The sequence below is a fragment of the Phaeodactylibacter xiamenensis genome, assembly GCF_000759025.1.
In the GTDB taxonomy this organism is placed as follows: domain Bacteria; phylum Bacteroidota; class Bacteroidia; order Chitinophagales; family Saprospiraceae; genus Phaeodactylibacter; species Phaeodactylibacter xiamenensis.
In genome coordinates this window covers 130,800-143,880 of sequence record NZ_JPOS01000090.1, presented here as the reverse complement: position 1 = coordinate 143,880, position 13,081 = coordinate 130,800, and the positions used below count along the sequence as shown (strand labels likewise).

Annotated in this window: 14 protein-coding genes and 1 pseudogene; 10 read left to right on the top strand and 5 right to left on the bottom strand. The window is 51.0% G+C overall.

All coding sequences use genetic code 11. The annotated features are described in order from the left end of the window. Positions 1 to 236: 236 nt before the first annotated feature. From IX84_RS26655 to IX84_RS26630, 6 genes are all read left to right on the top strand, one after another. Positions 237 to 464 carry a DUF433 domain-containing protein gene (locus IX84_RS26655; RefSeq protein WP_044228394.1) on the top strand — a complete coding sequence of 76 codons (228 nt, stop codon included), beginning with the start codon at positions 237 to 239 and terminating at the stop codon, positions 462 to 464. Between the two features lies 1 nt (position 465). Continuing rightward, positions 466 to 801 carry a DUF5615 family PIN-like protein gene (locus IX84_RS26650; RefSeq protein ID WP_044228391.1) on the top strand — a complete coding sequence of 112 codons (336 nt, stop codon included), beginning with the start codon at positions 466 to 468 and terminating at the stop codon, positions 799 to 801. A gap of 165 nt (positions 802 to 966) precedes the next feature. Beyond that, on the top strand, positions 967 to 1,629 hold the full coding sequence (pgmB, locus tag IX84_RS26645; protein ID WP_044228388.1) for a beta-phosphoglucomutase: 663 nt from the start codon (positions 967 to 969) through the stop codon (positions 1,627 to 1,629). 20 nt (positions 1,630 to 1,649) lie between these two features. Next, positions 1,650 to 3,974, top strand: a complete 2,325-nt coding sequence (locus IX84_RS26640; protein WP_044228385.1) for a glycoside hydrolase family 65 protein — start codon at positions 1,650 to 1,652, stop codon at positions 3,972 to 3,974. Between the two features lie 102 nt (positions 3,975 to 4,076). Next, a complete protein-coding gene (locus IX84_RS26635; protein ID WP_152605261.1) occupies positions 4,077 to 4,631 on the top strand; it encodes a hypothetical protein in 555 nt (184 codons plus the stop codon). 21 nt (positions 4,632 to 4,652) lie between these two features. Next, on the top strand, positions 4,653 to 6,062 hold the full coding sequence (locus tag IX84_RS26630) for an alpha-amylase family glycosyl hydrolase (RefSeq protein WP_044228379.1): 1,410 nt from the start codon (positions 4,653 to 4,655) through the stop codon (positions 6,060 to 6,062). Positions 6,063 to 6,067: 5 nt separating this feature from the next. Here IX84_RS26630 and IX84_RS26625 read toward each other — a convergent pair whose 3' ends face one another. Beyond that, positions 6,068 to 6,931, bottom strand: a complete 864-nt coding sequence (locus IX84_RS26625) for an NmrA family NAD(P)-binding protein (RefSeq protein WP_052516435.1) — start codon at positions 6,929 to 6,931, stop codon at positions 6,068 to 6,070. 35 nt (positions 6,932 to 6,966) lie between these two features. Beyond that, positions 6,967 to 7,596, bottom strand: a complete 630-nt coding sequence (locus tag IX84_RS26620) for an NAD(P)-dependent oxidoreductase (RefSeq protein WP_044228375.1) — start codon at positions 7,594 to 7,596, stop codon at positions 6,967 to 6,969. 82 nt (positions 7,597 to 7,678) lie between these two features. On the opposite strand from IX84_RS26620, the gene IX84_RS26615 reads away from it, so the two are divergent. Then, positions 7,679 to 8,029: a winged helix-turn-helix transcriptional regulator gene (locus IX84_RS26615; RefSeq protein WP_044228371.1), complete on the top strand. Its 351-nt coding sequence runs from the start codon at positions 7,679 to 7,681 to the stop codon at positions 8,027 to 8,029. 38 nt (positions 8,030 to 8,067) lie between these two features. On the opposite strand, the gene rpsU is transcribed toward IX84_RS26615, so the two are convergent. After that, positions 8,068 to 8,259 (bottom strand): 30S ribosomal protein S21, encoded by a 192-nt coding sequence (gene rpsU, locus IX84_RS26610; protein WP_044228369.1) that lies wholly within the window; start codon positions 8,257 to 8,259, stop codon positions 8,068 to 8,070. 159 nt (positions 8,260 to 8,418) lie between these two features. Then, positions 8,419 to 9,474 (bottom strand): agmatinase family protein, encoded by a 1,056-nt coding sequence (locus IX84_RS26605; RefSeq protein ID WP_044228363.1) that lies wholly within the window; start codon positions 9,472 to 9,474, stop codon positions 8,419 to 8,421. A gap of 64 nt (positions 9,475 to 9,538) precedes the next feature. Here IX84_RS26605 and IX84_RS32665 point away from each other — a divergent pair. The 3 genes and pseudogenes from IX84_RS32665 to nspC form a co-directional block, all read left to right on the top strand. Continuing rightward, positions 9,539 to 9,676 (top strand): annotated as a pseudogene (locus IX84_RS32665) (DUF433 domain-containing protein); the annotation flags it as partial. 108 nt (positions 9,677 to 9,784) lie between these two features. Continuing rightward, on the top strand, positions 9,785 to 10,990 hold the full coding sequence (locus IX84_RS26595; RefSeq protein WP_044228361.1) for a saccharopine dehydrogenase family protein: 1,206 nt from the start codon (positions 9,785 to 9,787) through the stop codon (positions 10,988 to 10,990). 8 nt (positions 10,991 to 10,998) lie between these two features. Next, complete coding sequence (gene nspC / locus IX84_RS26590; RefSeq protein ID WP_044228358.1) at positions 10,999 to 12,135, top strand: carboxynorspermidine decarboxylase; 1,137 nt, start codon at positions 10,999 to 11,001, stop codon at positions 12,133 to 12,135. Between the two features lie 59 nt (positions 12,136 to 12,194). On the opposite strand, the gene IX84_RS26585 is transcribed toward nspC, so the two are convergent. Beyond that, entirely contained in the window at positions 12,195 to 13,079 is an 885-nt protein-coding gene (locus tag IX84_RS26585; protein WP_044228354.1) for a diacylglycerol/lipid kinase family protein, read from the bottom strand. Between the last annotated feature and the right edge of the window lie 2 nt (positions 13,080 to 13,081).

Here is a 13,081-nt window from a genome sequence, read left to right as displayed (position 1 = left end):
TGTCAGGGTTGATGTTGGGCTTTTAGTAGGTTTTTCGAAGCTTTTACATTTGCGCTTCCATGCTTAAAGCTCAACCTCAGCCTTGGCTGTTTCTTTTTCAAAGATGTCTTTAAGTTGAAAACATCCTGAAGTCAGTATAATCCAAAAACAGGCAACTGTTGAGACTTTGTTTTTAGTCTGGAATGAATTATCTTGACTCTATTATAGTTTCAATCAAGTGAATAGTAAATATAAAAATGGAAAACCTTCAACAATACATAAGTATCAATCCTAATATCCGCTTTGGCAAGCCTTGCATTAAAGGGACTAGAATTGCTGTTGGAGATATTTTGCAATGGCTGGCATCAGGTATGAGTTATGAGGATATTTTGAATGACTTTCCTTCTCTCCGTCAGGAGCATATTTTGGCTGCATTATCCTTTGCAGCTTATAGAGAGCAGGTTTCTCAGATCATAGCTGCCTGAAATGAATTTATTGTTAGATGCCAATATTTCCTGGCGACTAATAAGGTTGCTTACGCCTCACTTCGAACAAATCCATCATGTAGAAAAGTGCGGGCTTCCTATACCAGCTAGTGATATCGAAATATGGAATTGGGCGAAAGCTAATGATGCTATTATTGTGACAAATGACGACGATTTTTATCACTTTTTAGCCCAAAAAGGATTTCCGCCGAAAATCGTTTTACTTAGGATTGGTAACCAATCTACTAGTCATATTCAGGAATTGATTATTCGTAATCGACAGCAAATATTGGCATTAAGCGAGAGTGAGCAGCACGGTATTCTTGAAATTGTTTGACAGGTACACTTAAGATGATACCGAAATGAGTAACGCGTCACAATTAAGTCGTTCGGGAAATTCTGCTAGTTTTACATTATTTGTTTTCTAAGTGTAATTAAAACACTATCCTTTCCCGCCCTCAAAAAATCCCTTATCTTAGGGCGCAAATACGAATAGTTAAGCATGATCAAAGCTTTTATTTTTGATTTGGACGGTGTGATTGTAGACACCGCCAAATATCACTTTATCGCCTGGAGGCGAATGGCAAATGCGGTGGGATCGGATTTCACCGAAGAAGAAAACGAGAAGCTCAAAGGGGTCAGTCGTATGGAATCTCTCGATCTTATCCTGGAATGGGGCGGCGTGGAAAAAACAGTGGCCGAAAAGCAGGAGCTGGCTACCCAAAAGAACGAGTGGTACCGGGAGTACATTCTGAAGATGGACGATTCCGAAATACTGGAAGGCATCCTGCCCTTCCTGGACGCTGCTGAGGCACAAGGGCTGAAACTGGCGGTAGGCTCAAGCAGCAAGAACGCCACTACTATCCTTGAGCAAATCGGATTGAAAGACCGCTTCGAAGTCATCATCGATGGCAACAAACTCACCCGCAGCAAACCTGACCCACAGGTTTTTGAGATGGGCGCGGAGGCCATGGGGCTGAAACCCAACGAATGCGTGGTTTTTGAAGATGCCGAAAAAGGCGTGGACGCTGCGCTTTCCGGCGGTTTCTATGCCGTCGGCGTAGGTGGCGACAACCTGAAGCACGCCCATCATGTGGTACCTGATTTTACAAACCTCACCCCTAACGATATCCTGCAGGCCCTGCCCGCAGCAGCCATTCAATAACACGAAAAGCCTAAACCAATATGAAGGAATATTTGAAACACGACGAGTGGAGCATTATCGAAGAAGGCTTCATCCCGGAATACAACCGTATTTCCGAAAGTATTTTCAGCATCGGTAACGGCCGCTTCGGGCAACGCGCCAACTTCGAGGAGCAGTACTCCGGCGATACGCTGCCGGGCAACTACCTGGCGGGCATTTACTATCCCGACAAAACCAAGGTAGGCTGGTGGAAGATCGGCTATCCGGAATACTTTGCCAAAGTACTCAACGCTTCCAGCTGGGCGGGCATCAATATCGACTTTGACGGGGAAGCCCTTGACCTCGCAGAATGCAAAGTGGAAGACTTCCGCCGGGAGCTGAATATGAAGGAGGGCTTTCTGCTGCGTACCTTTACGGCAAAAATGAAGAGCGGCCGGCGAGTGAAGGTGGAAGCTAAACGTTTCTGCAGTATCGTTCGCGATGAGATTGCCGCCCTGGAGTATCGCATCACGCCTCTGGACTTTTCCAGCCCCATCAACATTACGCCTTACGTGGATTTTGATGTCGAAAACGAAGATTCCAACTACGATGAGAAATTCTGGGTGGAGGTCGACAAGAAAGTCAAGCGCCGGCAGGGCTATGTGACGGCTGAAACGAAGAAAACCGCTTTTCAGGCTTGCACGGGCATGAAGTTTAGCATCGAGCAGGGCGGAAAGGAAGTGGACTTCGACGCCTACCGCATCGAAAAGGAGAAATATGTGGCCTGTTCGGTAGACCTGGCCTGCAAAGAGGGGGAGACCACGGTCATTTACAAGTATGCCGCCAACGTCACCTCTCTCAATTATAAGAAAAAAGAACTGATGGACCGCTGCAAGGCGGCGGTGAAGGAAGCTTATAAAGAAGGCTTCCAGTCCCTGCTACGCGAGCAGGCTATTGCCTGGGGCAATAAATGGGAAGAAGCGGATATACGCATCGAAGGCGATGTAGCCGCTCAGCAGGGCATCAGGTTCAATATTTTCCAGCTGTACCAAACTTACACCGGCGAGGATGAGCGCCTGAACATCGGCCCGAAAGGCTTCACTGGCGAGAAGTACGGGGGCAGCACGTATTGGGATACCGAAGCCTACTGCTTCCCCTTCTACCTGGCTACCGCTGATCAGTCCGTGGCTCGCAACCTGCTGGTCTACCGGTACAAGCATTTGCAAAAAGCCATCGAAAACGCCGAAAAACTCGGCTTCACCGACGGTGCTGCGCTTTACCCCATGGTGACGATGAACGGCGAGGAATCCCACAACGAATGGGAGATTACCTTTGAGGAAATTCACCGGAATGGCGCCATTGCCTACGCCATTTACGACTACATCCGCTACACCGGCGAGCAGGAGTACCTCAGCGAGTATGGGCTGGAAGTCCTCATCGGCATTGCACGCTTTTGGGCACAGCGGGTGCATTTCTCCAAGCGCAACGGACAGTACATGATGCACGGCGTTACCGGCCCGAACGAGTATGAGAACAACGTCAACAACAACTGGTACACCAACTACATCGCCAAGTGGTGTTTGGAGTATGCCATGGAGGCTATTGAATACGTAGCGCAAAACCACCCGGAGCGCTACCAGGAGATTGAAGAAAAGATCAAATTCTACCGGAACACCGAGACCGGAAAATGGAAAGACATTGCCGGTAATATCTACCTGCCGAAGGACGATGAACTGGGCATTTTAGTGCAGCATGATGGCTTCCTCGACAAGGAACTGCTCACGGTGGATGACCTGAAACCGGAAGACCGCCCCATTAACCAAAACTGGTCGTGGGACCGTATCCTGCGCTCGGTCTTTATTAAGCAGGCCGATGTGTTGCAGGGGCTTTATTTCTTCGAAGACCACTTCGATACGGATACCATCCGCCGTAACTTCGACTTCTACGAGCCACGCACGGTGCATGAGTCATCACTGTCCCCCTGCGTGCATGTGATCCTTGGCGCACTGCTGGGCCGGGAGGAGAAAGCCTACGAGATGTACCTGCGCACCGCCCGCCTTGACCTTGATGATTACAACAACGATACCGAAGACGGCTGCCACATTACAAGTATGGCAGGTACATGGATGGCCTTCGTCAAAGGCTTCGGTGGTATGCGGGTCTTTAATGATACGGTACAGTTCAGCCCGTTCATTACCAAAAACTGGCAATCTTACGCCTTTAAGGTGCGCTTCCGGGGGTACTATCTGGAGGTAAAAGTAGCCGGAGAGCAAACGCAAATCATCAATCATACCAATAAGCCATTGGAAATTATGCTCTATGGCGAGCGCCGGGAGCTGCCTGCCAACGGTACGGTTGAAGCCGCAGTGGTACACCGGCAGGGGTAGTGTTAATTCACCTGTTCTGTTAAAACAAACCTTAAGCCCCTACTTTGTAAAGTGGGGGCTTCATTTTATCTTCCCGACCAAAATTTAAACCATCTTCGCGATATGAGACGATTAAGCTGGTCTTTGCTTTTGATTTTTGGATTACTGGCCTGTACAGACGATAAACCTGCAGGTGAGGCCGGTACGGAAACCACCTCAGCGCCAACGGCAGCTGAAACGAATACATCCGGCGAAGGAATAGCTATGAAAGGTTCCTTTCAGCCTCCGGTAGCAGCGGAGCCCTCTGCACTGGTTAATACCCTGACCACCGATTTCTGGGTGTGGGAATACTATGTTGTAGATGATAAAGCGACTCGCCTGGCCAATAAGGGGCGCTGGTTTAAGTTGTCTGCAGATGGCACCTACGAAACGGGCCGCTGGGAAGATAAAACAGGCCATGGCTCCTGGCGCCTGCTGAATCAGGATGGTAAGAAGATATTGCAGTTTGATAATATTGACGACCGTCAGGATGAACAATGGGAGATACAGGGCATTAATCAGGAAAATGATACGATGACCTGGGCAGGCATCAAAGATTCAAAAACGGAAGGGGCTATTCTTAAAGCAATCAGCTTGCTGACCCGACCCACCCGACAGCAGTTTGGTGTTGCTGAATAACTGGTCTTAAATTCTATTACCATGAGAAGCCTGTTCTTTCTTCTGACTGTACTTTCTCTGTCTGCCTGCGGTAGCGGGGGAGAGGCTGAAGCTGACAATTCATCTGAGCCTATGGAACAGCCGGATCTGCTGCCTTCTGCTGCCACACCTGAGTGGGCGGCACGGGCAAACATCTACGAAGTCAATGTACGGCAATATACGCCTTCGGGTACGCTGGAGGCTTTTGCCAAACACCTGCCCCGCCTGAAGGAAATGGGGGTGGATATTCTTTGGTTTATGCCTGTGTACCCCATTTCTGAGGCCCGGCGCAAAGGCAGCCTGGGCAGTTATTATGCCGTTGCGGATTATACGGCAGTGAACCCTGCTTTTGGTACAATGGAAGAATTTAAGGCATTGGTGAAAACCATTCACGACATGGACATGCGGGTGGTTCTGGATTGGGTACCCAATCATACCGGTTGGGATCATCCCTGGATTACCGAGCATCCCGAGTACTATACTCAGGACAGTATGGGCAATGTGATAGACCCTGTTGATCCGAAAACCGGAGAATCCTGGGGCTGGACTGATGTAGCCGATTTGAATTATGATAATGCAGCGCTTCGAGAAGCTATGATCGGTGAGATGTTATTCTGGCTGGAAGAGGTAGGTGTAGATGGATTTCGTTGCGATGTGGCGGGAGAAGTGCCCGATGATTTCTGGGCACAGGCAGTTCCACGGTTGAGAGCGGCCAACCCTGAGCTATTCATGCTGGCAGAGTCTGACCATCCGCCTCACCGGAATGAGGAATGGTTCGCTATGAATTATGGCTGGGAATTTCACCATCTGATGAACGCCATTGCCAAAGGCGAGCGGTCTCCACTAGCTATTGATACGGTCCTGGCTAAAAAAGCAGAAGTATACAACCGGGGCTACTTTATGAACTTTCTAACGAACCATGATGAGAACTCATGGCAAGGCACTATAGAGGAGCGCATGGGGCCCGCAGCAGATGCTATGGCTGTTCTGGCCTTCACCATTGATGGCATGCCTTTGATGTACAGCGGGCAGGAAGCCGGGCTCAATCACCGCCTGAAGTTTTTTGAAAAAGATACCATCCCCTGGAATGGGTTCAAAAAGACAAGGTTTTATAAAACACTGCTCGATCTGAAGCACAGCAACCCGGCATTGGGCAACGGGCTTGCCGGCGGTGTCCTGGAGCGCATTACCGTTGAAAATGCAACGGAAGAAATCTACGCCTACCGGCGCGTAAAAGGGGCGCATCAGGTAGTGGTCTTGCTCAACCTGAGCGAGGAGCCTCAAACCTTCACTCTGAGCCAGAAAGGCCTGGCCGGGGAATACACCAATGTCTTTGCAAACAGCACCGTTAAGCTTACCCCGGAAATGAGCATGAACCTCAATCCCTGGTCTTACTTGCTGCTGGAACAGTAAATGAGCTAAGGCGTTAGTTCATCTTTATGCTCCAGGAAAAAGGTGTTGAGCGATTTGGGAGGACGGTGAAGCAGGCGTTGCAACGTATGCCGGTACTGATCCGAAGGAGGGACCCGGTTGAACCGGTAGAGCACTACCTGCACAAAGGCAAACATCAGCTTGCGCCCCCGGATTAGTTTCTTAATGATAAACCACAGCGGATTAGGGTTGCTGTAGCGTATTCGGCGGTCCAGTGATTCTGATGCTATAGTGGCTACCCGGTAGTAATCCATAGGAGACGTGCCCGTAAGCGTATACTTTTGAGGCGCATCAGTCCCTTCAAGCAATACTCTTGCAGCCACTTCGGCTAATTCTTCCGTATCAATAAAAGAAAAGCGATTGCTCCCTGCCGGCACGAAAATCTCATTGCGCTGCACAATATCTTCTTTGATTTCCTGAAGGAAATTTTGCATAAAAAAACCAGGGCGCAGAAAAATGTAATTCAGCCCGCTCTGCTCAATGGCTTGTTCAATTTTATAGTGAGGCGTCCACTTGTTTTTATCTGCACTCTGAATGGACAAAAAGACGATCAGCTTTACTTCCGCTTTAACAGCAGCTTTCAGCAAGGGCAAAATATACCCTTTAATGTCAGTCAGATTGGGGGGACGGAGTAAAAAAAGCCGGTCGATATCCTTCAGCGCGGGCTGATAACTGTAAATATCCTCAAAATCGAATTGTCTTAATTGCCAGGTCTTGGCAGCAATCTCATGGCGTGCAATCGCAGGACGCCTCACCGCAAAAAACAGACGATGCTCTGATGAAGCCTGCTGAAGATAACGGACAACGGACTTTCCTACGGTCCCTGTAGCGCCGGTAATGAGGATATTCATGTTTAATATTTTCGGTATTTTAAGGTACCAAATTTCTAGTAGCTTATAAAAGGCATTTGGTGAATGTACTCATCACTTCCCACTTGTGTAAGTATAAAATCTGCTAAATCAGCCCGCCCGATACTGGTACTGGCATTGACGCCTACCCACCCTACGCGGTAGGATCCCTTCTCGGGCTCGTCCGTCAGGCGTGGTCCGCGGACAATCACCCATTTCTGACCGCTTTCCTTCAAAACTTCGGCATGGCGTACAGCGTCATTCAATACCTTGGGTACCGCTACTTTCATGATAAACCGGATGAGCTTGTCCGGAAACTTTGGCTGGTCTTTCTCAAAAGGCAGTCCGCCCCCCGACAAGCTGATGATTTTTTTTACGCCATAAGTCTTCATTGCACTTAAAATATTAAAAGTGCCGTCGCTTTGCAGCCATTTGGGTGACCCTTTAACATGTCCGAAAAGACTAACCACAACGTCCGTACCTTCCACCGTCCGGCTTACGTCTCCTGCGTTGAGCACATCGCCCTTTACAATTTCCAGCTGAGGCGAATTTGTACTTACTTTTGAGGGGGTGCGGGCCAGCATCTTAACCTGATAGCCTTCCTCCAAAGCCTTTTTCAGAAATTCCTTCCCTGTGCCTCCGGTTCCTCCAAATAATGCGATTTTCATAGTTCTTTTTTGTTGTTCGCTACAAAAGTAATAGCTTTACTTACCTTTTGTAAGTTTTGGCTCGCTAACAAATTTGTAAGTGATGGAAGAAAGAAAAGTAACCTCCACGAACTATGAGAACGAGCAGGAGCTGCTGCAATGCCCGGTTACCTATACCTTATCTATAATAGGAGGGCGGTGGAAGGCAGCCATCATCTGGCAGCTATCGGAAGGGCCGGTACGGTTTGGCACCCTGCGCGACCGGGTAGGGAAGGTTTCAGACCGGATATTGTCCAAGCAACTTAAAGAGTTGCAGGAGGATGGACTGGTATGCAGGGACGCTTACCCGGAAGTGCCGCCGCGCGTAGAATACCGGCTGACGGAGAAAGGACAGTCTCTGGAACCGGTTTTGGAAGGCATTCTAAAGTGGGGCCTGGCTAACCGTGGGGCATAAAAAAACCGCCTCAGTGGGCGGTCTTCAGGGATGAACTACTAGTTTTCATCCTCTTGTTTCTTTAAGATATACGCTGCTTTGAGCACTTCTTTGCGGCGTTCCACAGAGGGTTTGGTAAAATGTTTGCGCCTACGGACTTCCTGAAGGACGCCTACTTTACGGTGCTTCCGCTTATAGCGTTTCAGGGCGCGGTCAATATTTTCTCCGCTTTTTACATCAATAATAAGCATAGATTCGATTTTCTATTCAAAAAAAATTGGGCAACGCTGTCCGTCGGAGCCAGGCTCCGGGTAAGAATAAGCACACTTGTCAGAAGTTTGCAGTGACAGCGCAATTGCCCCTTACACCATAACTAACAGAAAATCAAAGCATAAAGTTCCCGGTGTTCCTTAACCGGTTTGCAGCCCCTGGCTTTTGCCCATGAGGTTAGCGAGTTTATACAGTACGCGTGCCCCGACATTGGCGTCCCATTCGTGAGGATGGCCGGCGGTTTCGCAAAGGTCGAAGCCGATAATGGTGTGCCCGCTCTCCACCACTGTTTGTAGCAGATAAATCGCCTGATCAAACGTAAGCCCACCGGGAACAGGGGTGCCGGTATGCGGGCAGAGTTCCGGCAATAGCCCGTCGATATCGAAACTGATATATACTTTTTCGGGCAGGGTGTCCACCATTTCCCTGCACAGGTCGGCCCAGGTAGCGCCTTCAAAGGCTCGTCTGTTCAGGTCGTGGTTGAAAAAGACGGCGCAGCGGCTGTCCTGCCTGGCCAGTTGTGCTTCCGCCTCACAGTAGTCGCGTATGCCCACCTGTGTGAGTTGTGCCAGTCCTTCCAACCGGAGGGCATTATAGAAAATAGAGGCATGGGAGTAGGTGAAGCCCTCGTAGGCGGCCCTGAGGTCCATGTGCGCATCAATTTGCAGTACACCAAAGCCCGGATGGCGCTCGGAAAGGGCTTCCAGAAAGCCAAGGGGCACGCTATGCTCTCCCCCCACTATGCCAACGGCTTTGCCCTGTTCGAGCAGGGCAGTGGTTTCTGCTTTCACCCAGGCTTTGAGTTCGGTGCAGGCTTTGTTGATGTGCGTGAGCGTAGCCTCATCCACAGGTAGCCCTTCTTCCAGCTGCTCGATGTAGCGGGCGGCACCTGGCCGGAGTTCCTGAGAACGATGGAGCCAGGATTCGTCGGGCTGCCGCATAAACAAGCCCATCTTCCATGCCTCCGGTACATCCGGGTCGTAAAGATCGAGCTGCGGAGATGCCTCGAGGATATTGGCTGGCCCGGTAGCCGTTCCTGCCCCGTAGGAAACCGTCACATCCCAGGGCACCGGTAGCAGCACGATCTGCGCGTCCTGCTCCTCGAAAGGCAGCCCGATAAAATGGCCGTTTTTCAGCCCGACACCGTTGGGGTCGAAGTTTTTGATTTTTTCTGCTTTGGAGTTGCTATTTCCCATTTATCTTTGTTAATAGTGTGACTGCTTCAGCAATGAAGGTGCAATATCTGTAAAATACCGGATTATGGAAAAAGAGACTATTCTGGAACGTATCGTAATTGATCCTAATATTTGTCATGGTAAGCCATGTATCCGCGGCATGAGGTATCCGGTTGGGGCTATTTTGGAATACCTGGCGGGCGGAGATCGTATTGCAGATATTTAGGAAGCGTTTCCGGATTTAGAAGAGGCAGATATTCAAGCTTGCCATAGCTTTGCAAGCTTCAAAAATGAAGCAATCCATACATTTGATAAAAACTAAAAATAGATAATGTCAAAAGTACTCATCATCGGGGCCGGCGGAGTAGGCCGGGTCGTTACTTACAAATGCGCGCAGCATCCGGAGGTATTTTCCGAGATCATGCTCGCCAGCCGTACCAAATCCAAGTGCGATGCTATTGTAGCGGATGCACAGAAAGCCACCGGGCACACCAAAATGCAGACCGCACAGGTGGATGCGGATAATGTACCGGAACTTGTCGCGCTGATCAACTCCTTCAAACCGGCATTGGTGCTGCACGTTGCGCTGCCCTATCAGGACCTGACCATTATGGAAGCCTGCCTGCAAACCGGGGTTCACTACCTCGACACCGCCAACTACGAGCCCAAAGATGAGGCGAAGTTTGAATACAGCTGGCAGTGGGCTTATCAGGACCGCTTTAAGGAAGCCGGTCTGACTGCAGTATTGGGCTGTGGTTTTGACCCCGGCGTGACGAGCATCTTCACCGCCCGGGCCGCTAAACACCACTTTGATGAGATGCACTACCTCGATATTGTGGACTGCAATGCAGGCGACCATGGCAAAGCCTTTGCCACCAACTTCAACCCCGAGATCAACATCCGGGAAGTCACACAAAAAGGCCGCTACTGGGAAAATGGACAGTGGGTGGAAACCGAGCCTCATGAAATCATGAAGGTGCTGAATTATCCGGACATTGGTCCCAAAGATTCCTACCTTATTTACCATGAGGAACTGGAGTCGCTGGTCAAGAACTTCCCAACCCTCAAGCGCGCCCGCTTCTGGATGACCTTTGGGCAGGAATACCTGACCCACTTGCGCGTGATTCAGAATATCGGCATGGCAGGCATTGAGCCTGTGAAGTACAATGGTATGGACGTGATCCCGCTCGAATTCCTCAAAGCTGTATTGCCTGACCCCGGTGGGCTGGGCGAGAACTATACGGGGCAGACCTCTATCGGCTGCCGCATCAAAGGCATCAAGGACGGTAAAGAGAAGACCTACTACATCTGGAACAACTGCAGCCATCAGGCCGCCTTTGACGAAACAGGCGCGCAGGGCGTTTCCTACACCACCGGTGTGCCCGCTGCACTCGGCGCTATGATGGTGCTGACCGGACAATGGGGCGGTACCGGCGTTTTCAACGTAGAAGAATTCAACCCGGACCCGTTCCTGGACAAGCTGGGAGAGATGGGCCTACCCTGGCAGGAGGAAGTTGGGATTGATTTGGAACTTTAAAAAATAACATGATCAACTACGCACAAGCCCCCTCCCCGTCCTTCCTGCTCGACGAAAGCCGCCTGCGCCGCAACCTTGAGCTCATTAGCAGCGTGCAGGAGCGCGCTGGCGTGTCGGTAATACTGGCCCTCAAAGGATTTTCCATGTGGCGGGTCTTCCCGCTGGTAAAGCAGTACCTGAAAGGCGCTACAGCCAGTTCCCTGCATGAAGCCCGGCTGATTTACGAAGAGATGGGCGTGCGGGCGCATACTTATTCCCCGGCGTACATCCCGGGCGAACTGGAAGAAATCCTGAAGTACAGCAGCCACCTCACCTTCAATTCGGTAGCGGAATACGAACGGCACGCCGGGCATTTGGCGAAAGCCGGGCATAAGGTATCCGTTGGCCTGCGTGTCAACCCGGAGTATTCCGAGGTGGAAACCGACCTCTACAACCCGGCCGCACCCGGCTCCCGCCTGGGCATCGCTCCGGACGGGCTGGGCGAGCGTTTGCCGGAAGGCGTGGAGGGGCTGCACTTCCATACGCTTTGCGAGTCAAGCTCCTTTGATTTGGAGAAAGTCCTGGCCGCTTTTGAACACCACTTTGAGCGCTTCTTCCCACAGCTCAAATGGGTCAACTTTGGCGGTGGCCACCTGATGACGCGGCAAGGCTACGATATCCCCCATCTTATTCAGCTGTTGCAAAAATTCCGCGAGCGCACCGGGCTGGAAGTCATTATGGAGCCGGGCAGCGCCATCGCCTGGGAGACAGGGGAACTGGTCACTACTGTGCTGGATGTGGTGGAAAACCGGGGCGTACGCACCGCCATCATTGACGCCTCCTTCACCGCGCACATGCCGGATACGCTGGAGATGCCCTACCTGCCGAAGATTATCGGCAGTAAGCCGGAAGGGGAGGGGCTGTATACCTACCGCATCGGTGGGGTGAGCTGCCTGGCCGGCGATTATAAGCAGGCCTATCACTTCGACCGCCCCCTTGAGCCTGGCGACCGCCTGGTGTTTTGGGATATGATCCACTACACGATGGTGAAGACTACCACATTTAATGGTGTCAGGCATCCCGACATTTGTATTTGGAAGGAGAATGGCGAGCTGGAAGTGGTCAGGCGCTTCGGGTATGAGGATTTCAAGGGGCGGTTGTCGTAATGGACAGAACTGACACAGTGGTCAAATGCCGGAGTCTTACTCTTGGGTTACAGATCCGTTCAATCCCCTGCTGGCCGAAGCACCTGCACCTTATCTTTCAAGACCTCAACCGAAATCGAACGGGCTTCCCCCACCAATTCTCCGTCCACCTGTAATGGCATTGGGCGGTCTGCCTCAAGCTGCAGGGTGCGGCATGGGATAATCTTCACGTAGCGCGATTTATCGATTTGCCCAATAAAAAAAAGCACGCTCATCCATACCAGGTACCAACGTGGCCAGGGCAGGAAGAGGCATAGCTCGAACTGACCGTCATCGGTCCGGCCATCCGGGTTGACGATAGCGCCAGTGCCATAGCGACGGGCATTAGCAAAGGTGGCCATCACACCCCGGCGACTGAAGGCTTGCTCGCCGGTCTTAATTTTGAATTTGGCCAGGGGGCGGTTGCGGGCGACCCGGAGAAAGCTACGGGCATACCCCAGTTGACCGCGTTGATCGCCGGATTCGAACTCCTGGACCAGGCGGGCATTATACCCCACATCCGCGAGGTGGAACGCATGATGGTCTCCATTAATGAGCAGCCCGTCTAGCGGTAAAGGCTGACCGTGCAGTAGAACATCGAGCGCCTCATCTACGTTTTCGGGAATACGGAGTTCTGTAGCAAGGCCATTGGCAGAGCCCAGTGGTAAAATTCCCATATTTATGGGCGTCCCAAGCAGGGCACGGGCTACGAGATTGACGGTGCCATCACCTCCACAGGCGACTACTGTTTCAGGTTTTTCTTCCTGTATTAAGGTGTTGATCCGTTCAAGGTCACCCTCTCCGGTGGTTTCCATCCACTGTCCGTTGAGTTGATGTTGTTGCCACCACTTTTCTACGGTTGCTTTACAGTCCTCTTTTTCATTGCCCCCGCTGATGGGGTTGATTACGAAAAGTATTTTCTCCATAA

Excerpts from the sequence above, each read along its gene's own strand:
- IX84_RS26655 (WP_044228394.1), top strand. The coding sequence starts at position 237 with ATGGAAAACCTTCAACAATACATAAGTATCAATCCTAATATCCGCTTT.
- IX84_RS26650 (WP_044228391.1), top strand. The coding sequence starts at position 466 with ATGAATTTATTGTTAGATGCCAATATTTCCTGGCGACTAATAAGGTTG.
- pgmB (WP_044228388.1), top strand. The coding sequence starts at position 967 with ATGATCAAAGCTTTTATTTTTGATTTGGACGGTGTGATTGTAGACACC.
- IX84_RS26640 (WP_044228385.1), top strand. The coding sequence starts at position 1,650 with ATGAAGGAATATTTGAAACACGACGAGTGGAGCATTATCGAAGAAGGC.
- IX84_RS26635 (WP_152605261.1), top strand. The coding sequence starts at position 4,077 with ATGAGACGATTAAGCTGGTCTTTGCTTTTGATTTTTGGATTACTGGCC.
- IX84_RS26630 (WP_044228379.1), top strand. The coding sequence starts at position 4,653 with ATGAGAAGCCTGTTCTTTCTTCTGACTGTACTTTCTCTGTCTGCCTGC.
- IX84_RS26625 (WP_052516435.1), bottom strand. The coding sequence starts at position 6,931 with ATGAATATCCTCATTACCGGCGCTACAGGGACCGTAGGAAAGTCCGTT.
- IX84_RS26620 (WP_044228375.1), bottom strand. The coding sequence starts at position 7,596 with ATGAAAATCGCATTATTTGGAGGAACCGGAGGCACAGGGAAGGAATTT.
- IX84_RS26615 (WP_044228371.1), top strand. The coding sequence starts at position 7,679 with ATGGAAGAAAGAAAAGTAACCTCCACGAACTATGAGAACGAGCAGGAG.
- rpsU (WP_044228369.1), bottom strand. The coding sequence starts at position 8,259 with ATGCTTATTATTGATGTAAAAAGCGGAGAAAATATTGACCGCGCCCTG.
- IX84_RS26605 (WP_044228363.1), bottom strand. The coding sequence starts at position 9,474 with ATGGGAAATAGCAACTCCAAAGCAGAAAAAATCAAAAACTTCGACCCC.
- IX84_RS26595 (WP_044228361.1), top strand. The coding sequence starts at position 9,785 with ATGTCAAAAGTACTCATCATCGGGGCCGGCGGAGTAGGCCGGGTCGTT.
- nspC (WP_044228358.1), top strand. The coding sequence starts at position 10,999 with ATGATCAACTACGCACAAGCCCCCTCCCCGTCCTTCCTGCTCGACGAA.
- IX84_RS26585 (WP_044228354.1), bottom strand. The coding sequence starts at position 13,079 with ATGGAGAAAATACTTTTCGTAATCAACCCCATCAGCGGGGGCAATGAA.